This window comes from Aquabacterium lacunae (assembly GCF_004310865.1).
Classification (GTDB): domain Bacteria; phylum Pseudomonadota; class Gammaproteobacteria; order Burkholderiales; family Burkholderiaceae_C; genus Aquabacterium; species Aquabacterium lacunae.
In genome coordinates this window covers 217,132-239,081 of sequence record NZ_SIXI01000003.1, presented here as the reverse complement: position 1 = coordinate 239,081, position 21,950 = coordinate 217,132, and the positions used below count along the sequence as shown (strand labels likewise).

The 21,950-nt window shown below is 65.4% G+C and carries 17 protein-coding genes; 12 read left to right on the top strand and 5 right to left on the bottom strand.

The features are described 5' to 3' along the window. Positions 1–5: 5 nt before the first annotated feature. The 4 genes from EYS42_RS08460 to EYS42_RS08445 form a co-directional block, all read right to left on the bottom strand. Positions 6–1,595 carry a DUF1501 domain-containing protein gene (locus tag EYS42_RS08460; protein ID WP_165456682.1) on the bottom strand — a complete coding sequence of 530 codons (1,590 nt, stop codon included), beginning with the start codon at positions 1,593–1,595 and terminating at the stop codon, positions 6–8. An 11-nt stretch (positions 1,596–1,606) separates the two neighbouring features. Next, complete coding sequence (locus EYS42_RS08455; RefSeq protein WP_165456681.1) at positions 1,607–3,337, bottom strand: DUF1800 domain-containing protein; 1,731 nt, start codon at positions 3,335–3,337, stop codon at positions 1,607–1,609. A 194-nt stretch (positions 3,338–3,531) separates the two neighbouring features. After that, positions 3,532–6,339 (bottom strand): methionine synthase, encoded by a 2,808-nt coding sequence (gene metH / locus EYS42_RS08450; RefSeq protein WP_245503568.1) that lies wholly within the window; start codon positions 6,337–6,339, stop codon positions 3,532–3,534. A 162-nt stretch (positions 6,340–6,501) separates the two neighbouring features. Then, on the bottom strand, positions 6,502–6,744 hold the full coding sequence (locus EYS42_RS08445) for an HP1242/YdcH family protein (protein ID WP_130967721.1): 243 nt from the start codon (positions 6,742–6,744) through the stop codon (positions 6,502–6,504). Positions 6,745–6,922: 178 nt separating this feature from the next. On the opposite strand from EYS42_RS08445, the gene EYS42_RS08440 reads away from it, so the two are divergent. The 3 genes from EYS42_RS08440 to EYS42_RS08430 are packed head-to-tail and all read left to right on the top strand — an operon-like array spanning position 6,923 to position 11,884. Continuing rightward, on the top strand, positions 6,923–9,181 hold the full coding sequence (locus EYS42_RS08440; protein WP_130967720.1) for a type I secretion system permease/ATPase: 2,259 nt from the start codon (positions 6,923–6,925) through the stop codon (positions 9,179–9,181). Further along, the gene (locus tag EYS42_RS08435; protein WP_130967719.1) at positions 9,178–10,668 is read left to right on the top strand and encodes an HlyD family type I secretion periplasmic adaptor subunit; all 1,491 of its coding nucleotides are present in this window, start codon (positions 9,178–9,180) and stop codon (positions 10,666–10,668) included. The genes EYS42_RS08440 and EYS42_RS08435 overlap by 4 nt, the downstream gene beginning before the upstream one ends. 1 nt (position 10,669) lies before the next feature. After that, the gene (locus tag EYS42_RS08430; protein WP_130967718.1) at positions 10,670–11,884 is read left to right on the top strand and encodes a glycosyltransferase family 4 protein; all 1,215 of its coding nucleotides are present in this window, start codon (positions 10,670–10,672) and stop codon (positions 11,882–11,884) included. A 5-nt stretch (positions 11,885–11,889) separates the two neighbouring features. On the opposite strand, the gene EYS42_RS08425 is transcribed toward EYS42_RS08430, so the two are convergent. Beyond that, complete coding sequence (locus tag EYS42_RS08425; RefSeq protein ID WP_130967717.1) at positions 11,890–13,029, bottom strand: patatin-like phospholipase family protein; 1,140 nt, start codon at positions 13,027–13,029, stop codon at positions 11,890–11,892. A 206-nt stretch (positions 13,030–13,235) separates the two neighbouring features. Between EYS42_RS08425 and recA the strand changes: the two genes are divergently transcribed. The 9 genes from recA (at position 13,236) to EYS42_RS08380 (ending at position 21,931) form a co-directional block, all read left to right on the top strand. Then, a complete protein-coding gene (recA, locus tag EYS42_RS08420) occupies positions 13,236–14,291 on the top strand; it encodes a recombinase RecA (RefSeq protein ID WP_130967716.1) in 1,056 nt (351 codons plus the stop codon). Further along, positions 14,291–14,761 (top strand): recombination regulator RecX, encoded by a 471-nt coding sequence (gene recX / locus EYS42_RS08415; RefSeq protein WP_130967715.1) that lies wholly within the window; start codon positions 14,291–14,293, stop codon positions 14,759–14,761. Before recA ends, recX begins: the two co-directional genes overlap by 1 nt. A gap of 272 nt (positions 14,762–15,033) precedes the next feature. Further along, positions 15,034–16,194 carry an ADP-forming succinate--CoA ligase subunit beta gene (gene sucC, locus EYS42_RS08410; RefSeq protein WP_130967714.1) on the top strand — a complete coding sequence of 387 codons (1,161 nt, stop codon included), beginning with the start codon at positions 15,034–15,036 and terminating at the stop codon, positions 16,192–16,194. A gap of 20 nt (positions 16,195–16,214) precedes the next feature. Continuing rightward, on the top strand, positions 16,215–17,108 hold the full coding sequence (sucD, locus tag EYS42_RS08405) for a succinate--CoA ligase subunit alpha (protein WP_130967713.1): 894 nt from the start codon (positions 16,215–16,217) through the stop codon (positions 17,106–17,108). A 94-nt stretch (positions 17,109–17,202) separates the two neighbouring features. Next, positions 17,203–17,898: a TerC family protein gene (locus tag EYS42_RS08400; protein ID WP_130967712.1), complete on the top strand. Its 696-nt coding sequence runs from the start codon at positions 17,203–17,205 to the stop codon at positions 17,896–17,898. 33 nt (positions 17,899–17,931) lie between these two features. After that, entirely contained in the window at positions 17,932–19,428 is a 1,497-nt protein-coding gene (locus EYS42_RS08395) for a serine/threonine-protein kinase (RefSeq protein WP_245503567.1), read from the top strand. Between the two features lie 22 nt (positions 19,429–19,450). Beyond that, complete coding sequence (locus tag EYS42_RS08390) at positions 19,451–20,251, top strand: Stp1/IreP family PP2C-type Ser/Thr phosphatase (protein ID WP_130967711.1); 801 nt, start codon at positions 19,451–19,453, stop codon at positions 20,249–20,251. 35 nt (positions 20,252–20,286) lie between these two features. Further along, positions 20,287–21,093 carry an FHA domain-containing protein gene (locus tag EYS42_RS08385; protein WP_130967710.1) on the top strand — a complete coding sequence of 269 codons (807 nt, stop codon included), beginning with the start codon at positions 20,287–20,289 and terminating at the stop codon, positions 21,091–21,093. 16 nt (positions 21,094–21,109) lie between these two features. After that, the gene (locus EYS42_RS08380; protein WP_130967709.1) at positions 21,110–21,931 is read left to right on the top strand and encodes an MBL fold metallo-hydrolase; all 822 of its coding nucleotides are present in this window, start codon (positions 21,110–21,112) and stop codon (positions 21,929–21,931) included. Positions 21,932–21,950: the final 19 nt, after the last annotated feature.

Sequence of the window (21,950 nt, the reverse complement as noted above, 5' to 3'; positions counted from 1 at the left end):
GCCACTCAGGTGCGCATGAACCCCAGATCGCGATCCGCCTGAGGAAACTGCTGCAGATTGGGCAATATGGGGCCTGCACCGTCTGTCTGCCACAAGGCAGATTCAGACACCCCCATCCACCGTGCCAAGGTGTAGGCCATCTGATCGACCGAGGTGCTGGGAATCAGCACACCGTTGTCGATCTGGTCAGGACTGCTGAACTTCCCGTTCACCAACGAACTGTAGGCAGGGAACTGGCCGTACACCTCGCCACCACGTACGGCACCGCCCATGATGAAGTGGTGCCCGCCCCAGCCGTGGTCGGTGCCATCGCCATTGCTGGTGAATGTTCGCCCGAACTCCGAGGCCGTGAACGCGGTCACCTGGTCGCGCAGGCTGCCATTGGGCATGTCGGCCAGCACTTGATCGAAGTAACCCAGGGCGTGGTCCAGCATGGCCATGTTTTCCGCGTGCTGGCTCATCTGGTTGTCATGGTGGTCGAAGCCCCCCAGGCTCACCATGAACAGCTGGCGCTTCATGCCCAGATTGGCGTCCTGATTGCAAGCCATCAGCCGCGCCACCATCTGCAATTGCAGCGCCAGTGGGTTCAGTTTGCGCTGCCCTGTGGTGGGGCTCGTGTAGGCCAGCAGTGGGTCTTCCTGTGGGCTGCTGACACCTTCGGTACCCCAGGGTGAAATTCCGAAATCCGGCAATGTGGCCGCCAGCAATTCGCTGGCTTCCAATGCCCGTTTCACGATGGCCTGGTGGTCTGCTCGCAGCAGGCTGTTCCGAGCTGCAGCCGGTTGTTGAGACATCATCGAAGACACGGCATCGTGAAGGCCGAACTGCCCGTAAAGAGAGTTGTTCTGGCCCAGCACTGGAGCGGACACGGCGCTCATCTGAAGGGGCTGAACCGCCAGCCCGGCCAGCCAGCTGGCAGACCCCATGGGCGCCATGCAGGTCATGGATCTCTGAAGCAATCCGGCGTTGAAGTCACCCGTGAGGCCGTTGAGCCCCATCAGGGCATCGCCCAGCCGACCGCCCCATCCTGTGGCCGCGCCCTCGGGCTGGAAGGTCAGCCAGGTGGATGTCTGGTCGTTGTGTGAAAACAGTTTGGCCGGTCGGGAAACGCTGGGCTTTGTCCAGTCTTCCTTGGTGAAAGGGCGCGTCAGGGGGCCCACATTCGCCAGCACCGCCAGCCGACCTTCTGTGTAAAGCCTTTGGCTGGTCTCCAAGCAGGGGTGCAGCGCAAACTGACGGTTGGCGTGGACGCTGCGTTGCCCTGAACCGACGGGGCGCACACCGCCAAGCCGTTCGGGCCGTGTGGGGTCTGCATTGGCCACAGCGGGCGTGCCAGGCTCCATCAGTGCCAGTGCGGGCGAGCCATCTTTGGGACGGCGGTGTTGCAGGTAGTGGCCCCAGGAGGTCTGATCTGTAGCCAGCACCGTATTGAAGGCATCATTGCCTCCGCCCAGTTGGATGCACACCAGAGCCCTGTAGCCAGTCGCCGATTGAGCAGAGGCCAAGGGCACGCGCCCCAGTGGAACGCTCAAGGGCAGGAAAGCACTCAAGCGGGCGAGCTGTCGAAGGAAATCTCGGCGATCGTGGTGGACCATCAGGTGCTCCTTCATTGCTCGACCGTGAACTGAGGTGAGACAGCAATGAGCAAGGCGGCGGCACGGATGCGGGCCAGTTTTTGCGTTTCAGTCTCGGTGGGCATCGACTGAATCCCGGCCAGCGCGGTGCTGCGAGCCTCGGCAGGAAGCGGAGCCCCCAGCAGGCGGCGCGACAGCGTGTCGATCAGCTGTTCGGGGTTACCCGCCAGAGGCAGCCATCCCTGAAGCTGGAAGAGCATGTCACGCTGGCGTTCGTTGGCGTGCCAGCCTCCCCAGCCATACTCGAGGGAGCTGGCCACGAAGTTGGCATAGCCCAGCACAGCCGATTCGCTGGCGATCTGCAATTCTGGTGCGACCAGGCTGGCATCGCCACTGCGACTTTGAGGCAACCGGTAGCCCGGGCGGTAGAAATTGAACACCGAGGGCGCACGCAAGGGGCTTTGCGCCAGTCCATTGGCCATGTCACTGGTGTCGGTGGTGCCGTACACCCCATGCTTGGTGTAACTCAGGCTCTGGTGAGGCAAAGCGCGCATCAGGTGGGTCATGCGCAGAAGAGGCTCCCGCACGCGTCCCGCATGGCTGGGGTTGGGCGCCGCCGACGCGGGGTTGCGCGCTTCGGCGTGCATCAGGATCGCACGCACCACTTCGCGCAGGTTGCCGCCGGTTTGGGCGAACACTCGGCTCACATCCCCGACATACTGACTGGATGGGTTGCTGCTGACCAGTCGCTGGATCAGCTGGCGGCTGATGAAGGGTGCTGTGTTGGGGTGGGTGGCCAGACGATCCAGCGCCACCTTGAGGCTGGCTTTGGGGTCTGCGGTGGCTTGTGGTGGCACGCGCACACCCAGGAATGCTTTTTCGGTGGTGGCATGGGCCTCTGGGTAGGCGTCCATGGGCAGGACATCCTGGCGGTTGTCCCGACAGGCCGCGGTTCGGGTGAAACAGTCTGTCCAGTTGCCTGTCTGCTGGGTGCGCGCCCAGCTGAAGCCAGTGAAGACACGCGCCAAACCCTTGATGTCACTGGACGTGTAGGTCTCCACCGGTTGCTTGTTCACCAGCACGGCTTGGCCATTGGCGTCCAGCTGTACCAGCCCGATGGAGAACAGCTGCATCACCTCTCGGGCCAGGTTTTCATCAGGCACGCGTCCGCTGCTGTCTTCTTTCCGGTTGCCCAGGTGCGACAGGTACTGCCCCATGGCAGGGTGCAGCACCACAGCTTCGAGAAGATCACGGTATCGACCGTCTGCATGCTGCGTGAGCGTGTCCATGTAGCTGGCCACGGTGCGAGGGTTGGAAACACTCACGGTCGAGACCACAAAGATCTGAGACAGCGCGAAGGCCACCCGGTGCCGCAATTGCGCGGAGTGGTCTGTCAGCGCGGCGGTCCACCAACTTTGCTGCACATCCTGTGTCTGGGGGCTGCGCCCTTGGGACGCTGCGCTCTGGTCCACCATCGCCAGGTGGGTGCGAGCCACTGGAGCCGACATCTGAGCCGTGATCCAGGCATCCAGGCCCATGTCCTGCAAACGGGCCAGATCTTCTGGGCGACCACCAAAGGTGGCCTGTGTCAGAAAGCGCGTGCCTTCCACCTCGGTGACAGGCGCCAAGGCGCCGCCCTGAGGGCGCGCCGCACCGGGGGCCTCCTCCTGACATCCCCCCAGGAAGACGAGCGCTGCGCAGACGCCGAGAGCCAACAGCACGCGCCGAGGCAGACGCAAGGGGTGTGTATACCGGATGAGCATGAGACAGGGGTGGGTTCGAGGACACGCAGCCTGAACGATTCGTCCCACCACTGCTCCAGGGCGACGCCAAGCAACAATGAATGTGCCATGTCAAGCCCAGACACGAACTCCCCAGAAACGCCCGGTTGTAAACAGGCGCAACAGATCCCCCCTCACTTGCTGGTGGGAGGAACCCGATGTGAGCCCTGCATTTTTCAGAGGTTGGGTGCCAGCGCCCGTTCGGCTTCCACCAGCGACAGGCTCTGTGCCTGGGCCCAGGCCTCCAGCTGGTCACGGCCGATCTTGCCCACATTGAAGTAGCTGGCCTCGGGGTGGCTCAGGTAGAAGCCACTCACGCTGGCCGCCGGCATCATCGCCAGGCTTTCGGTCAGGTGCATGTCCACTTCGTGCGCGTCGAGCACGCGGAACATCTCGCGCTTGACCGTGTGGTCGGGGCAGGCCGGGTAGCCTGGTGCCGGTCGGATGCCGCGGTACTGCTCTTTGATCAGCTGGGCGTTGTCCAGCTGCTCACCGGCGGCATAGCCCCAGAACTCGGTGCGCACGCGCTGGTGCATGCGTTCGGCAAAGGCCTCGGCCAGGCGGTCGGCCAGGGCCTTGAGCATGATGGCCGAGTAGTCGTCGTGGTGGGCCAGGAACTCGGCTTCCTTCTTTTCGATGTTCAGGCCGGCGGTCACGGCGAACATGCCCACGTAATCAGGCTTGCCGCCTGCGACCGGGTGCGGGGCCACGAAGTCGGCCAGCGAGCGGTTCGGGCGCTTCACGCCGTCGACCACGGGGCGCTCGCTCTGAATGCGCAGCGGTTGCCACTGCATCAGCACTTCGGTGCGCGATTCGTCGGTGTACAGCGTGATGGTGTCGTGGTCGACCGTGTTGGCCGGGTACAGGCCGATCACGCCATGGGCGGTCAGCCAGCGGCCTTCCACGATCTTCTTGAGCATGGCCTGGGCATCGGCGTACACACGCTTGGCTTCTTCGCCCACGATCTCGTCGTCGAGGATGGCGGGGAAGGGGCCGGCCAGGTCCCAGGTCTGGAAGAAGGGGCCCCAGTCGATGCAGGCGGCCAGCTCGCCCAGGTCGTAGTTCTTGAACACGCGGCGGCCGATGAACTTGGGTGCTTCGGGCGTGTGGGTGCTGAAGTTCACCTGCGCCTTGTTGGCGCGGGCCTCGGCCAGCGACACCATGGGCGTGGCCTTCTTGTTGGCGTGCTGCTGGCGCACGGTCTCGTAGTCGGCGTTCAGCTCGGCGATGTAGGTGGCCTGGCGCTCGGTGCTCAGCAGGTCGGAGCACACGCCCACGGCGCGCGAGGCGTCGGGCACGTACACCACGGGGCCCGAGTAGTTGGGCGCGATCTTCACGGCGGTGTGCACACGCGAGCAGGTGGCACCACCGATCAGCAGCGGGGTCTGGCGGCTGCGGAAGTATTCGTCGCGCTCCATTTCGGCGGCCACGTACTGCATCTCTTCCAGCGAGGGCGTGATCAGGCCCGACAGGCCGATGATGTCGGCGCCCACTTCCTTGGCCTTGTCGAGGATGTCCTTGCAGGGCACCATCACGCCCATGTTGACCACCTCGAAGTTGTTGCACTGCAAGACCACGGTCACGATGTTCTTGCCGATGTCGTGCACGTCGCCCTTCACGGTGGCGATCACGATCTTGCCCTTGGCCTTCACGTCGCCGCCGCTGAGTTCCAGCTGGCGCTTTTCTTCTTCGATGTAAGGCACCAGATGGGCCACGGCCTGCTTCATCACGCGGGCGCTTTTCACCACCTGGGGCAGGAACATCTTGCCGGCGCCGAACAGGTCGCCCACCGTGTTCATGCCGGCCATCAGCGGGCCTTCGATCACGTGCAGCGGGCGGCCGCCTTGCGCCTTGATCTTCTGGTAGCACTCTTCGGTGTCGTGGGTGATGAACTCGGTGATGCCGTGCACCAGGGCATGGCTCAGGCGCTGTTCGACCGACACCGGGTGCTCCGGTGTGCCCCGCCAGGCCAGCTTGGCCGAGTCGTCCTTGGCCGCGCCCTTGACCTCGTCGGCAATGGCCAGCAGCCGTTCGGTGGGCGTCAGGCTGGTGTCGTCACCTTCCAGGTAATTCGGCTGGCGGTTCAGCACCACGTCTTCCACGCGCTCGCGCAGCACGGGCGGCAGGTCGTCGTACACGCCCACCATGCCGGCGTTGACGATGCCCATGTCCATGCCCGCCTGGATGGCGTGGTACAGGAACACAGTGTGGATGGCCTCACGCACGGGCTCGTTGCCGCGGAAGCTGAAGGACACGTTCGACACGCCACCCGACACCTTGGCACCCGGCAGGTTCTGCTTGATCCAGCGGGTGGCTTCGATGAAGTCGACTGCGTAGTTGTCGTGCTCTTCAATGCCGGTGGCAATCGCGAAGATGTTGGGGTCGAAGATGATGTCTTCGGGGGCGAAGCCGATCTCGTCGACCAGCAGGCGGTAGGCGCGCTCGCAGATCTCGACCTTGCGCTGGTAGGTGTCGGCCTGGCCGACCTCGTCGAAGGCCATGACCACGGCCGCAGCGCCGTAGCGCTTGATCAGGCGGGCCTGGTGGCGGAAGGGCTCTTCACCCTCCTTCAGCGAGATCGAGTTGACGATGCCCTTGCCCTGGATGCATTTGAGGCCCGCTTCGATCACGTCCCATTTCGACGAGTCGATCATGATCGGCACGCGCGCGATTTCGGGCTCGCCGGCGATGAGGTTCAGAAAGCGCACCATGGCGGCCTTGCTGTCCAGCATGGCCTCGTCCATGTTGATGTCGATGACCTGGGCGCCGTTTTCCACCTGCTGGCGGGCCACCGACAGGGCGTCTTCGAAGCGCCCTTCCAGGATCATGCGGGCAAAAGCCTTCGAGCCCGTCACGTTGGTGCGTTCGCCCACGTTGACGAACAGCGAGCCCTGGCCGATCAGCACCGGCTCCAGGCCGGACAGGCGCATGGGGGGCACAGGGGGCAGGGCGGAGGGCGACGAAGGCAGAGCGGAGGCGGTCATCCCGGGATTTTACCGGGGGTGTGTGCCTGGGCGCAGACCCGACAAGCGAAAGGCCTGTCGCTTGTGGCGGCAGGCCTTGGGGCACCGGTGGCCCGGCCGGTCAGCCGGGCGCGGTGCGGAAACTTCCCTCCCTGGGAAATTCTGCGATGTGGCGGTGCGCAATCAGGCGGCCGCTTGCAGCATCGCGTACAGCTCGTCCTTCAAGGCCACGCGCTGCTTCTTGCGCGTTTCCAGCTCGGCGTCCGAGGCGTGCTCGACACCGGTTTCCAGACGGATCACGGCCTTGTCGACGGCTTCGTAGTCGGCGTGCAGGCGGGCAAAGTGGGCGTTGCCGGTCTTGAGCGTGTGGATGCGGTCCTTGTGCTCGGGGAAGTCGCGGGCGAGCGGGTGGTTGTCAACGACCATGGGTGTCTCCTGTGTGTACCGGTTGAACTGAGCCTGACTTCATCTTGCGGGGGTGACCTCTTCATGGCTTTGCGGGAGGTCAAAAGCCGTGCATCCCCCCTGAAAGGGTGAAGCACTTTCCACGAGGGGGAAGGGTCTTGGAAACCCGGACAATTTGCCGCAGGGAGATTCCAAGCACATGTCCACCGTCATCCAGCCCGACGTGCCTGAGGGCCATGACCCTGCCGCGGCCACTTCGCACAGTCCACCAGTCGCCGACGATGGCCTGCTGTCGCTGACCCTGCTGGCCCGCCTGCACCACCTCACGGCCGATCCGGCCCAGTTGCGCCACCAGCTGGGTCTGGGCCCGGCTGAGCCCGTGTCCGATGCCGACCTGTTGCGCGCGGCCAAAGCCATCGGCCTGAAGGCCAAGATGTCGCGCACCACGGCCGACCGCCTCAGCCTGGCCGCCTTGCCGGCCATGGCACGCTTGCGCCAACCCGACGGCAGTGCCCGCTGGGTGCTGCTGGCCCAGTGCGACGGCCAGCGCGTGCTGTTCCAAGACGTGCAGGCTGCAGGGGGCGGTCGCCCCACCATCGAGCCATTGGAAGCCTTCGCGGCCCAATGGGTCGGTGAGAACGGCCATGGCGAGCTGCTGCTGGCCACCAGCCGGGCCTCGCTGGCCGGTGAGCTGGCCCAGTTCGATTTCAGCTGGTTCATCCCCAGCATCGTGCGCTACCGCAAGCTGCTCGGCGAAGTGCTGCTGGTGTCGATGGTGCTGCAGCTGTTCGCCCTGGTCAGCCCGCTGTTTTTCCAGGTGGTGATGGACAAGGTGCTGGTGCACCGCGGCCTGAACACGCTCGATGTGCTGGTGATCGGCCTGGTCGTGGTGGTGGTGTTCGAAAGCCTGCTGACCGGCTTGCGTTCCTACGTGTTCAGCCACACCACCAGCCGCATCGATGTCGAGCTGGGCTCTCGCCTGTTCCAGCACCTGCTCAAGCTGCCGCTGGCCTACTTCCAGGCCCGCCGAGTGGGTGATTCGGTGGCGCGTGTGCGCGAGCTCGAAAGCATCCGCAGCTTCCTCACGGGGCAGGCGCTCACGCTGGTGCTCGATGTGGTGTTTTCGGTGCTGTTCGTGGCGGTCATGTTCGCCTACAGCGCACCGCTCACCGGCATCGTGCTGCTGAGCCTGCCGCTGTATGCCTTGCTCACACTGGCCGTGGTGCCCGTGCTGCGGGGGCGCCTGAACGAAAAGTTCGCCCGCGGCGCCGAGAACCAGTCCCTGCTGGTGGAAACCGTCACCGGCATCCAGACCGTGAAGGCCAATGCCCTGGAGCCGGCCATGGCCCGCCGCTGGGACAACCAGCTGGCCGCCTATGTGTCGGCCAGCTTCAAAACGCAGAACCTGGCCACCTGGGCCCATGAGGGCATCAACCTGATCGGCAAGCTGGTGAACGCCGCCACGCTCTGGTACGGCGCCAAGCTGGTGATGGACCATGAGCTGACGGTGGGCCAGTTCGTGGCCTTCAACATGTTCGCCGGGCGGGTGGCCCAGCCCATCATGCGCATGGCCCAGCTCTGGACCGATTTCCAGCAAACGGGCATTTCCATGGCCCGCCTGGGTGACATCCTCAACACCCGCACCGAGGTGCCACCCAGCCAGGCTGCGCAACTGCCGCCCCTGAAAGGCCGCATCACACTCGACCAAGTCACCTTCCGCTACCGCCCCGAAGCCGCGCCGGTGTTGCAGGGCGTCAGCCTCGACATCCGCCCCGGTGAGGTGCTGGGCATCGTCGGCCGCAGCGGGTCGGGCAAGAGCACCCTGACCAAGCTGGTGCAGCGCCTGTACGTGCCCGAGCAAGGCCGCGTGCTGGTCGACGGCATCGACATCGGCCTGGTCGATGCGGCCCAGCTGCGCCGCCAGGTGGGCGTGGTGCTGCAGGACAACTTCCTGTTCAACCGCAGCGTGCGCGAGAACATCGCCATTGCCGACCCGGCCGCGCCGCTCGAAGCCATCATGCGTGCGGCGCAGATGGCCGGTGCCCACGAGTTCATCAGCGAGCTGCCCGAGGGCTACGACACCGTCGTGGGCGAGCAGGGCGCCTCGCTCAGCGGAGGTCAGCGCCAGCGCATCGCGATTGCGCGGGCCCTGTTCAGCAACCCGCGCATCCTCATTTTTGACGAGGCCACCAGTGCGCTCGACTACGAATCCGAAGCCATCATCCAGCGCAACATGGCCGCCATCTGCAAAGGCCGCACCGTGCTGATCATCGCCCACCGCCTGAGTGCCGTGCGCCATGCCCACCGCATCATCGCCATGGACCGCGGTCGCATCGTCGAGGCTGGCAGCCACGACGAGCTGCTGAAAAACCCGCGCGGCCTGTACGCCTACCTGTGGCGCATGCAGCAAGGCGGTCAGATGGACGGTGGCCAACCCACGCCCGGAGGTGCCGCATGAGCGCCGTGAACCCCGCACCCACGCCGCGCCACCCAGTGGTCGAGCTGCTGGCGCGCTACCGCCAGATCGGCGCCACCGTGTGGGCGCACCGCCATGAGCTGGACGGCCCGGCTCGCCTGGCCGATGAGGCCGCCTTCCTGCCCGCTGCGCTCAGCCTGCAGGCCACACCGCCACACCCCGCGCCGCGCCGGGCCATGTTCGCCATCGTGGCGCTGGCCGGCATCGCCCTGTTGTGGGCCTGCGTGGGCTCGCTCGACGTGGTGGCGGTGGCCCAGGGGCGCATCGTCGTCAGCAACGGCACCAAGCAGGTTCAGCCGCTGGAGACCAGCGTGGTGCGCGCCATCCATGTGGCCGACGGTGACAAGGTCAAGGCCGGTCAGGTGCTGATCGAGCTCGACCCCACCGCCGCGCGGGCCGACCAGGGCCGCGTGTCGGAAGAGCGCATGGCCGCCTTGTCGGAGGCCTGGCGCACGGCAGCGTTGATCCAGGCCTTTGGCCACGGCAAGGCGCCGGCGCTCAAACCCGAGCAACGCCTGGAAGACGACGCACGGCAGGTCACGGTGGTGCAGCAGCTCGAGGCCGAATGGGCCGACCTGCAGGCCCACGATCGCAAGCTGCTGGCCGACATCGACGCGCAACAGGCCGAGCTGGCCACGGTGCGCGAACAGGTGGCCAAGCTCAAGGCCACCTTGCCCATGGTCAGCCAGCGGGCGGCCGATTTCGATGCCTTGGCACAGCAGGGCTTTGTCAGCCAGCATGCGGGGCAAGACCGCAACCGCGCCCGTGTGGAAATGGAGCAGGACCTGGCCACCTACCGCGCCCGGCGTGAGCAGATCAAGGTGGGCATTGCCCAGGCCGAGCAGGCCCGCAAGGCCTGGCGCGCCGAGCAGCTGCGCACCCTGAACGAGCGCTTCGCCAAGGCCGACACCCAGCAACGCCAGCTGCTGCAGGAAACCGCCAAGGCCGACCTGCGCGAACAGCTCACGCAGCTCAAGGCGCCCGTGTCGGGCACCGTGCAGCAACGCGCCGTGCACACCGCCGGCGGGGTGGTCACGCCCGCGCAGGTGTTGATGGTGGTGGTGCCCGACCAGGCCCAGGTCACGGCCGATGTGGTCATCGAGAACAAGGACATCGGCTTTGTCGAGCCCGGCATGGCCGCCGAGGTGAAGCTGGAAACCTTCCCCTACACCCGCTACGGCACCCTGGCCGCCACGGTGAAGTCGGTGTCGTCTGACGCCGTGATGCAAAGCGTGCGTGACCCCCATGCGCAAGAGGCGGGTGCCGCCCAGCAGCCTGCTGCAGCCGGAGCAGCCTTCCCCGCCACGCTGACCCTGTCGCAACGTACCCTGACGGTGGATGGCAAGCAGATCGCCCTGACCCCCGGCATGAACCTGACCGCCGAGATCAAGACGGGCAGCCGCAAGGTGATCGACTACCTGCTCAGCCCGGTGCAGCAGCATGTGCAGGGCAGCCTGAAAGAGCGTTGACGTGAAGATCCTGCTCATCCATCAGAACTTCCCCGGGCAGTTCCGCCGCGTGGCCCCCTTATGGGCCCAGGTGCCCGGCTGGGACGTGATCGGCCTGGGGCGCGACACGGCGCCCGGCATGCCAGGTGTGCGCTGGTTCAAGTACAAGCTGCACCGTGACGTGGGCGCCCAGCAGCACCACTACCTCAAGCAGATGGAGCACGCCGTGCTGCATGGCCAGGCCGCTGCGCGGGGCATGCAGCAACTCAAGAACCAGGGCTGGGTGCCCGATGTGATCTTCGCGCACCCGGGCTGGGGCGAGACGCTGTATGCGCGAGACATCTTCCCCAGGGCGCGCATCCTGCATTTCTGCGAGTGGTACTACGGAAAAGGCGACGGGACCGACGCCAGCGACATCAACTTCGACCCCGAGTTCCCGACCGAATTCGACGGCCTGGCCCGCCTGCGCACCTGGAACGCCCTGCACCTGCTCAACCTCGAACACGCCGACGCCGGCGTCAGCCCCACCGTGTGGCAGAAAAGCCGGCACCCGCAGGCCTACCAGTCGCGCATCCACCTCATCCACGAGGGCGTCGACACCGACCTGCTGCAGCCTGATGCCCAGGCCCGCTTCACCCTGCCCGATGGCACCGTGCTCAAGGCGGGCGATCCGGTCATCACCTACGTGGCGCGCAACCTCGAGCCTTACCGGGGCTTTCACAGCTTCATGCGGGCCCTGCCGCGCATCCAGAAGCAGCATCCCCACTGCCACACCCTCATCGTGGGCGGCGACGACGTCAGCTATGGCAGCAAGCCCAAGGGCTCGGCGAACTGGCGCGAGCACCTGCTCAAGGAGGTTCAGGTCGACCCGGCCCGCACGCACTTCCTGGGCAAGTTGCCTTATGACGCGTATCGCCGTGTGCTGCAGGTCTCCAGCGCGCATGTGTACCTGACCTACCCCTTCGTGCTCTCGTGGTCCATGCTGGAGGCCATGTCCAGTGGCTGCCTGGTGATCGGCTCGCGCACGGCGCCGGTGCAGGAAGTGATCCGCCATGGCGAGAACGGCCTGCTGGTCGATTTCTTCGACGTGGGGGCCATGGCCGACCGCGTGGTCGAGGCGCTCGAAACCTCGAAGGCCCTGCAGCCCCTGCGCGCCCAGGCCCGGGCCGACGTGGTGGCCCGCTACAGCCTGGCCCAGGGCGACGCCGGTTACCGCGCCTTGCTCACGGCCACCTGAGCGTCTCAGGCCGCCACGTCTTTCGGCGGGTTCAGGAAGGTGCCTTCGATGTCGAGTGTGCTGCGCTGCCCCAGGTCGGCACGGTGGGCTGCCAGCCAGCGTGAGGCGGCGGCATGGCCCAGCTTGTGCAGCGCTTTCAGGAAGTTGGCGTCGGTGTTGGTCTTGCTCGACGCATTGAAGGGCGCCAGCCCGTCGTCGTCGGCCACCATGTGCAGGCGCAGGTCCTTGTAGCGGCCCGAAGGCAGGCGGTCTTCCTTCAGCAGGCGCTTGACGAAGGCGATGGCCCGCATCTCGCCGATCAGGCTGGTGTTGAAGGTGATCTCGCTCAGGCGCTCGATGATCTCCATGCTGCGCGTGGGCGTCTCGCTGCGGCTGAGCGGGTTGATCTTGACCAGCACGATGTCTTCGTCGTCGGTGTCGTAGATCAGCGGGAACAGGGCCGGGTTGCCGGTGTAGCCGCCGTCCCAGTAGTCTTCGCCATCGATGTTCACGGCCTGGAAGATGAAGGGCAGGCAGGCCGAAGCCATCAGGGCGTCGATCGACAGCTCGGCGCCGGTGAACACGCGGGGCTGGCCGGTGCGGGCCGAGGTGGCCGTCACGAACAGCTGGATGCCATCGCGGCAGCACACCTCGTGCAGGGCATCGACCACCACGTGGCGGCGCACCACGTCGCGCAAGGGGTTCAAGTTCAGCGGGTTGAACTCGTAGGGGCTGAAGGCCCGCGTGAACAGCGTCATCCACTGGTACACGGGCAGCTGGTCGAAGTTGAACTGCGGTTTCAGGCGGCCATCGCTCAGGTCCAGCGTCATGGGCGAGAACAATGGCCCGTGGCGGCTCACGTCCTTCCAGAAACTGGCCAGGGCGCGCTGCGCATTGCGCCGGGCCTTGGCCATGTCGCCCGGGGCCTTGCGCAGGCTCAGCGCATGCCCGCTCAGCAGCACCGCGCCATTGAGCGCACCAGCACTGGTGCCCGACAGGGCGCCGATGTCCACGCCATCGTCATCGAGCAGCCGGTCCAGCACGCCCCAGGTGAAAGCCCCGTGCGAGCCGCCGCCTTGCAGCGCCAGGTTCACCCGGGGGCGGGGGCCGGCCGTGTCGGCCTGGAGGTGAGCGGGGCTGGAGGCGGTGGTGGCTTGTCGGGGCATGGCTCAGTGTAGGTGAAATTGCTGCAGTGCAGCAATTTGTGCGCCATGCCCGCGTGCCTTACCTGCGGTGTCTGTTGCCCGCTGCCTGGCAACCCGCTTCAGAGGGCCCTGTGTTTTTTGAGCGAACCACTGTACAAAGATCCAGTCTTTGCCATAATGGCGCCAATTCATCGGCACGCCGTGCCACCCTTTCCCGGAGCCCCTTCATGGAATCGACCGCCGCCAAGTCCGCCCTCAGCACCGAAAAGGCCAAAGCCCTGCAGGCCGCCCTGGCCCAGATCGAAAAGCAGTTCGGCAAAGGCTCCATCATGCGCCTGGGCGAGGGTGAGGTCGCCGAAGACATCCAGGTGGTCTCCACCGGCTCGCTGGGCCTGGACATCGCCCTGGGCGTGGGCGGTCTGCCCCGCGGCCGTGTGGTCGAAATCTACGGCCCTGAATCGTCGGGCAAGACCACGCTCACGCTGCAGGTGGTGGCCGAAATGCAGAAGCAGGGCGGTGTGTGCGCCTTCATCGACGCCGAACACGCCCTCGACACGCAATACGCCCAGAAGCTGGGCGTGAACCTGCACGACCTGCTGATCTCGCAGCCCGACACCGGCGAGCAGGCCCTGGAAATCGTCGATGCCCTGGTGCGTTCGGGCTCGGTGGACCTCATCATCATCGACTCGGTGGCCGCGCTCACACCCAAGGCCGAACTCGAAGGCGAAATGGGCGACGCCCTGCCGGGCCTGCAAGCCCGCCTGATGAGCCAGGCCCTGCGCAAGCTCACGGCCACGATCAAGAAGACCAACTGCATGGTCATCTTCATCAACCAGATCCGCATGAAGATCGGCGTGATGTTTGGCAGCCCCGAAACCACCACCGGTGGCAACGCACTGAAGTTCTACGCCTCGGTGCGTCTGGACATCCGCCGCGTGGGCTCGATCAAGAAGGGCGAAGACATCATCGGCAACGAGACCAAGGTCAAGGTGGTCAAGAACAAGGTCTCGCCCCCCTTCAAGACCGCCGAGTTCGACATCCTGTACGGCGAGGGCATTTCGCGCGAAGGCGAAATCATCGACCTGGGCGTCACGGCCAAGGTGGTCGACAAGTCGGGCGCCTGGTACGCCTACAACGGCGAGAAGATCGGCCAGGGCAAGGACAACTGCCGCGAGTTCCTGCGCGAGAACCCCGAGCTGGCCCGCGAGATCGAAAACAAGATCCGCGAATCGCTCGACATCGCGCTGCTGCCCACCATCTCGCCCGACGAAGCCGCCGAGTGATGCGTCCGGGCCTGTCGCTCAAAGGCCGGGCCTTGAAGTACCTGTCGATGCGCGAGCATTCGCGCATCGAACTCACGCGCAAGCTGGCCCCCCACGCTGAATCACCCGAGCAGGTGGCGCAGGTGCTCGACGAGCTCGAGCAGCGCGGCTTTCTGTCAGAGCAGCGCTTTGCCGAATCGGTGGTGCACCGCAAGGCCAGTCGCTATGGCCTGGCACGCGTCAAGGTCGAGCTGGCCCAGCACCGCCTGCCCGAGCAGCTCACGCGTGACCTCACCGCGCAGTTGCAGGCCACCGAGGTCGATCGGGCGCTGGCACTCTGGCAACGCCGCTACGGCCAGCTGCCCGACACGCCTGAGGAAAAGGCGCGCCAAATACGCCACCTGGCTGGCCGTGGCTTTTCCGGGGACACCATCCGCCAGGTGTTTCGCCGCGCGCAGGAGCTGGCCGACGATGAGGCCTCAGGAGCCTGAAAGGGCATACCCTGTCCACTCGTGGTGCCGCAAGCGCGTCAAATGGCGCTCAAGCCCCGACAAGCCCCGACAAACCCAGGGAAAACCCCGCAATGTGCGCGGACATGCCCCTCTGTCACGCTCCGGTCATCCCCCAAACCAATGCCCCGGTGCTATGCTGATTGCTGCACCGCAGGAATCACCGTTCCCGTGAGGCACGCCTCCCAAGCCCGATCGGCTGGGAGGCTTTGTCCTGTTCGACAAGAACTCAACATTACCCCGCGAGTCATTCCATGAAGATTCATGAGTACCAAGGCAAAGAGATCCTGAGCCGATTTGGTGTGCCGGTCCCAAGAGGTATCCCGGCGTTCACCGTTGAAGAAGCTGTTGCTGCCGCTGAAAAGCTGGGCGGTCCGGTCTGGGTGGTGAAGGCCCAGATCCACGCCGGTGGCCGTGGCAAGGGTGGTGGCGTCAAGGTCGCCAAGAGCCTGGCCGACGTCAAGACGCTGGCCTCCCAGATCCTGGGCATGCAGCTCAAGACCCACCAGACCGGCCCCGAAGGCCAGAAGGTCAACCGTCTGTACATTGAAGACGGCGCCGACATCCAGAAGGAATACTACGTGTCCGTGGTGACCGACCGCGGCACCCAGAAAGTGGCCATCATCGCGTCGAGCGAAGGCGGCATGGACATCGAGGAAGTGGCGCACAGCACGCCCGAGAAGATCATCAAGGTCTTCGTTGACCCGATCGCCGGCCTGACCGATGCGCAAGCCAAGGAAGTCGCTGACGGCATCGGCATGCCCGCCGACTCCACCGCGCAAACCGTCGACATCCTCCAGAAGCTCTACCAGTGCTACATGGAGACCGACGCCTCCCTGGTCGAGATCAACCCCCTGAACCGCGATTCCAAGGGCAACGTGATTGCCCTGGACGCCAAGTTCAACTTCGACAGCAACGCCCTGTTCCGCCACCCCGACATCGTGGCCCTGCGCGACCTGGACGAAGAAGACCCAGCTGAAATCGAAGCCTCGAAGTTCGACCTGGCCTACATCCAGCTCGACGGCAACATCGGCTGCCTGGTCAACGGCGCCGGTCTGGCCATGGCCACCATGGACACCATCAAGCTGTTCGGTGGTGAGCCGGCCAACTTCCTGGACGTCGGCGGTGGCGCCACGGCCGAGAAGGTCACCGAAGCCTTCAAGATCATGCTCAAGAGCCCCAAGGTCAAGGGCATCCTGGTCAACATTTTCGGCGGCATCATGAAGTGCGACACCATCGCTGATGGCGTCATCACGGCCTGCAAGGCGGTGAACCTCAATGTCCCTCTGGTGGTGCGCATGAAGGGCACCAACGAGGACCTGGGCAAGAAGATGCTGGCGGACTCCGGTCTGCCCATCATCAGCGTCGACACGATGGCCGAAGCGGCCACCAAGATCGTCGCCGCCGTCAAGTAACAGCCCAGGAAAAAGACATCATGAGCATTCTCATCAACAAGGACACCAAGGTCATCACCCAAGGCATCACGGGCAAGACCGGTCAGTTCCACACCCTGGGCTGTCAGGCCTACGCCAATGGCAAGAACGCCTTCGTGGCCGGCGTGAACCCCAAGAAGGCGGGCGAGAAGTTTTCGGACATTCCCATCTACGCCTCGGTCAAGGAAGCCGCCACGCAAACCGGCGCCACCGTGTCGGTGATCTACGTGCCGCCCGCGGGTGCCGCTGACGCCATCTGGGAAGCCGTCGAGGCCGATCTGGACCTGGTCATCGCCATCACCGAAGGCATCCCCGTGCGCGACATGCTGATGGTGCGCAACAAGATGAAGGCCAAGGAAGCCGCAGGTGGCAAGAAGACCCTGCTGCTGGGCCCCAACTGCCCCGGTCTGATCACCCCGGACGAGATCAAGATCGGCATCATGCCCGGCCACATCCACCGCAAGGGCCGCATCGGCGTGGTGTCCCGCTCGGGCACCCTGACCTATGAAGCCGTGGCACAGCTGACCGAGCTCGGCCTGGGCCAGTCCAGCGCCGTGGGCATTGGTGGCGACCCCATCAATGGCCTCAAGCACATCGACGTGATGAAGGCCTTCAACGACGACCCGGACACCGACGCCGTGATCATGATCGGTGAAATCGGTGGCCCCGACGAAGCCGAAGCCGCCCAATGGTGCAAGGCCCACATGAAGAAGCCCATCGTCGGCTTCATCGCGGGTGTCACGGCCCCTCCGGGCAAGCGCATGGGCCACGCCGGCGCCCTGATCTCCGGTGGTGCCGACACGGCCGACGCCAAGCTCGCGATCATGGAAGAGTGCGGTTTCACCATCACCCGCAACCCTTCGGAAATGGGCCGTCTGCTCAAAGGCCTGCTCTGATCGCCCCCTGAAACGGTGCAGCGCCCTGTGAACGCAGGGCGTTTCATTCACCCGGCAGCCCCTACACTGAGGGGCTGCCTTTTTTGTTCTGACCATGGAATCTTTCCTGACACCCGAGTTCTGGCTGGCAGTCGGCCAGATCGTGATGATCGACATCCTGCTGGGGGGCGACAATGCTGTCGTGATCGCCCTGGCCTGTCGCAACCTGCCGCCCGAGCTGCGTCGACGCGGCATCCTGTGGGGCACCGCCGGCGCCATCGGCCTGCGCGTGGTCCTGATCTTTTTTGCGATGTCGCTGCTCAAGCTGCCCTTCCTGAAGCTGGTGGGCGCCGTTTTGCTCATCTGGATCGGCATCAAGCTGCTGGTGCCCGAAGAAGAAGAGCACAACGTGCAGGGCAGTGACCGCCTGCTCGGCGCCATCAAGACCATCATCGTGGCCGACTTTGTGATGAGCGTGGACAACGTCATCGGCATTGCCGGAGCCGCACAGGGTTCGGGCCATGCAGGCCACGAAATGCCCCTGGTGATCTTCGGCCTGCTGGTGTCCATTCCCATCATCGTGTGGGGCAGCACCCTGGTGCTCAAGCTCATGGACCGCTTCCCGCTGATCATCACCGCAGGCGGCATGCTGCTGGGCTGGATCGCGGGCACCCTGGCGGTGTCCGATCCGGCGCTGACCGGGCACCTGCCGCAGGTCAATGGCCTGTCGACGGTGTGCGGCATCGCGGGCGCCCTGCTGGTGCTGGCGGTGGGCAAGACACTGGCCCGCAAGGCGGCACCGGCGGCCTGACCATCGGGTCGACAACACACAAGGGGAGGGCGCATGGTCTGGTGGTTTCTCGGGGGGCTGGCAGTTCTGGCCCTGGCGCTGGTGGCCGGATGGCTGTGGCAGTTGACGCGCCCTGATGCGCGCACGGGCCAGCGAGATGCCCCCGGGCGCTCGGCTGGCGCCGGCCCCTCCACCTTGAGCCGAGACGACGAGGCCCTGGCCCGCAAGCGGGCTCGCCGTCGCGTGGTCGATGACCACGGCCCCGAGACCGTGCTGTCCTACCTGCACTTTCAGCACAGCGAACCGGCCCGCTCGGACTACCCCTCCGGGTTTCACAGCGATTTCGGGCCTTCGTCGCTGCCGCCGGATGACCCCGTGCTGGCCAACCAGCGCCGCATCGACAAAGCCTTGCGCGACCTGGCCGACGGTCCGGCCGACAAGGCCTGGGAGCGCATGAAGGGTTTCATCCCTGAACCTGAGCAGCTGCCGGCCTGCCTCGACACCCTGGAGCGTATCGCCAGCGTGTTCGAGCGCGACCAGCGCTTCGACGTGGCCCGCGATGTGTTCGAGCACATGGCCGACCTCGACCCCGACTGGCGTGACGTGAAGCTGCGCCTGATGCGCGCACGCGGCCTGGCCCAGAACGCCACCGTGAACACCTGGGGCACGGTGCCCGCCCAGCCCCTGCCCACCGTGACGCAAAAACAATTGGGCAAGTACATCGTCGATCGCGAGATCGGCCGAGGCGCCATGGGTGCGGTCTACCTGGGTTACGACCCGGCCGTGAACCGACATGTGGCGCTCAAGACCATGTCCCTGGCCCAGGAGTTCAGCGGCAACGACCTGATCGATGCCCGCACCCGATTCTTGCGCGAGGCCGAGATGGCGGGTCGCCTGCAGCACCCCGACATCGTCTGCACGCTCGACGCCGGTGAGATCGAGGGTCTGGCCTTCATCGCCATGGAGCTGGTGTCGGGCACCGAGCTGTCTCAGTACACCACCCCCGACAACCTCTTGCCCCTGGACACCGTGCTGGCCATCGGGGCCCGCGTGGCCGATGCCCTGGCCTACGCCCATTCCCGCGGCGTGACCCACCGCGACATCAAGCCGGCCAACATCATGGTTGACCTGGAGCAAGGCGCCGTCAAGCTCATGGACTTTGGCGTGGCCCGGGTGGTCGACGCGGCCCGCACCCGCACCGGCGTGGTGCTGGGCACCCCCACCTTCATGTCGCCTGAACAGCTGTCAGGCCAGACCATCGACGGCCGATCCGACCTGTACTCGCTCGGCGTGGCGCTGTTCCAGCTGCTGACCGGGCAGTTGCCCTACCGCAACGACAGCATGGCCATGCTGATGCGCGCCATCGCCCAGGAAGAGCCGCCCAGCGTGTGCAGCCTCCGCCCTGAGTTGCCGCCAGCACTGGCCGATGTGGTGGCCCTGGCCTTGCAGAAGCACCCCAACACCCGATACGCCGACGGTCACCAGATGGCCGAAGACCTGCGCGCCGTGCTGGCGATGCTGTCTTCGCCTGTCGACGTGAGCCTGGGTTGATCGTTTCGGTCACAATCGCGTCATGGACTTCGAGTTCTTCGCCCTGACGGACACTGGCCGTGTCCGCAACAACAACGAGGATTGCACTGCCACCGACCCGGCATCGGGGGTGGCCGTGCTGGCTGACGGCATGGGTGGCTACAACGCCGGGGAGGTTGCCAGCCAGATGGCCTGCGACTTCATCCTGGGCGAACTGGTGCGCTGGCTGAATGAGGCGGCCCGATCGGCCTCCGATGCCGACGTCAAGCGCGCCATGGACATCTGCGTGGACAACGCCAACCGCGCCATCTTCACGGCGGCCAACTCGAACCCCACCTTTGCCGGCATGGGCACCACCCTGGTGGTGTCGGTCTTCCGATCGGGCCGGGCCCTGATCGGGCACATCGGTGATTCGCGCGCTTACCGTTTCCGTGACGGGATGCTCAGCCAGATCACCAAAGATCACTCGCTGCTGCAGGAGCAGATCGACGCTGGCATCCTCACCCCCGAACAGGCGGCGGTATCGGCCAACAAGAACCTGGTCACCCGTGCCGTGGGGGTCGAAGATTTCGTGCTGCTCGAAACCCGGGCACACGAGTTGCAAGCCGATGACCTGGTGCTGATGTGCTCTGACGGCCTGTCCGACATGCTCAATGACCGGCAGATCGAAGACATTCTCCGGCTCGGAGGCAGCTTGTCTGACCTGGGACAGGCCCTCATTTCGGCCGCCAATGGCGCAGGCGGGCGGGATAATATCGCGGTGGTTCTCGTTCGTGCACAAGGCGCGGCCGAGCCCTCTTCCCGAAGCTGGTGGCCTTTCCGCCGCCTGGGCAGCGGCACCTGAGTCAACAACAAGTTCGATACCCCAAGAGGTCAGGCATGGGAAAGCTGGTCGTCTCGCTGGACGGAGTGGTGATCAAGGAGGTCCAGATCACCAAGGACAAGACCTCGCTGGGTCGGCGTCCCTACAACGACATCGTGATCGACAACCTGGCGGTCAGCGGTGAACACGCCGTGCTGCAGATGGTTGGCGCCGATGTCTTCATTGAAGACCTCAACAGCACCAACGGCACCTACATCAACGGGCGTGCCGTCAAGAAACAACTGCTGCAGCACAACGACACGGTCGAGATCGGCAAGTACAAGATCAAGTACCTGCTGGAAGAGGCGCCCGATTTCGAAAAGACCATGGTGATCCGGCCGGGTGCCAATGCGGCCACGTCGGCTGCACGCCCCATGCCGGCGGTGGCGCCGGGCATGGCCTCGGCCACCACAGCCTCGGGGCCGCAGGCGGCGATGGCAGGCGGCATTCCGGCCATGCCTGCGCGAGCACCCATGCCAGCCCACGCCCCCAGCATGGCGCCTGCTGGACAGCCCGCTTCCACTGGTTTCGGTGCCACGGGCCTGGGTGGCCTCTCGCCCAGCCTGACGGCCTCCATCAAGGTGCTCAACGGCGCTGCGGCGGGCCGCGAAGTGCAGCTCACCAAGGTGGTCACCACTGTGGGCAAGCCCGGTGTGCAGGTGGCCTCCATCACCAAACGGCCTGGCGGCTACGTGTTCGCTCATGTGGAAGGTGGCGCCCGCCCTTCGGTCAATGGTCAGCCCGTCGCGGCTGAGCCCGTGCACCTCAAAAACGGTGACGTGATCGAGCTGGCTGGTACGCAGATGCAGTTCGTTCAGGTCTGAAGCAGGCGGTCCACGCATGATCCGCGTCCTGGGGTGTCACGGGTCGATTGCGGCACGCTGCCACACCACCTCGTTCCTGCTGGACGACGACATCCTGATCGACGCGGGCAGCGGCGTGGGCGAGCTGAGACTCGACGAGCTGGCCCGCATCGACCACATCCTGCTCAGCCACAGCCACCTCGACCACATCCTGAGCGTGCCGCTGCTGGCCGACAGCGTGATCCGCTTGCGCATGGGCGGCAAGGGCCTGGCCGATCTGCGCCCCATCTGCATCCATGCCCTGCCAGAGACACTCAAGGCGTTGCAGCAGCACATCTTCAACGGGGTGATCTGGCCTGACTTCACCCGTTTGCCCACCGCGGCCCACCCGATCCTCACGCTGCGCGAGATCCACGTGGGCGACGTGTTGAACTTCAAGGCGCGGGGTGGGTGCCCTGACCGCCAGGTCACGGTGCTGCCAGCCGCGCACACCGTGCCCGGTGTGGGCTTTGGCGTGCACACGCCCCAGGGCCTGTGGGTTTACACAGGCGACACCGGCCCCAACCCGGCGCTCTGGCAGGCCCTGCAAGGCCAGCCGATCGCCGAGCTCGTCATCGAAACCGCCTTCGGCAACGACGAGGCCCATCTGGCTGACATCAGTGGTCACCTGTCACCGCAAAGCCTGGCACGCGAGCTGTTGCAGCTCGACGGCTCTGTCAGTGTCTACATCACCCACCCCAAGCCGGGTGAGGTGCCCGCGGTGCTGTCTCAGATCAGGGCGCTCGATTCGCGCCATCGCATCGAGCCCTTGCGGGAGGGGCAGCGCTTTGGTGAGGCCCTTCCGGGTGCTGCGCGCTGACAAAATTTGTCAGATTCAC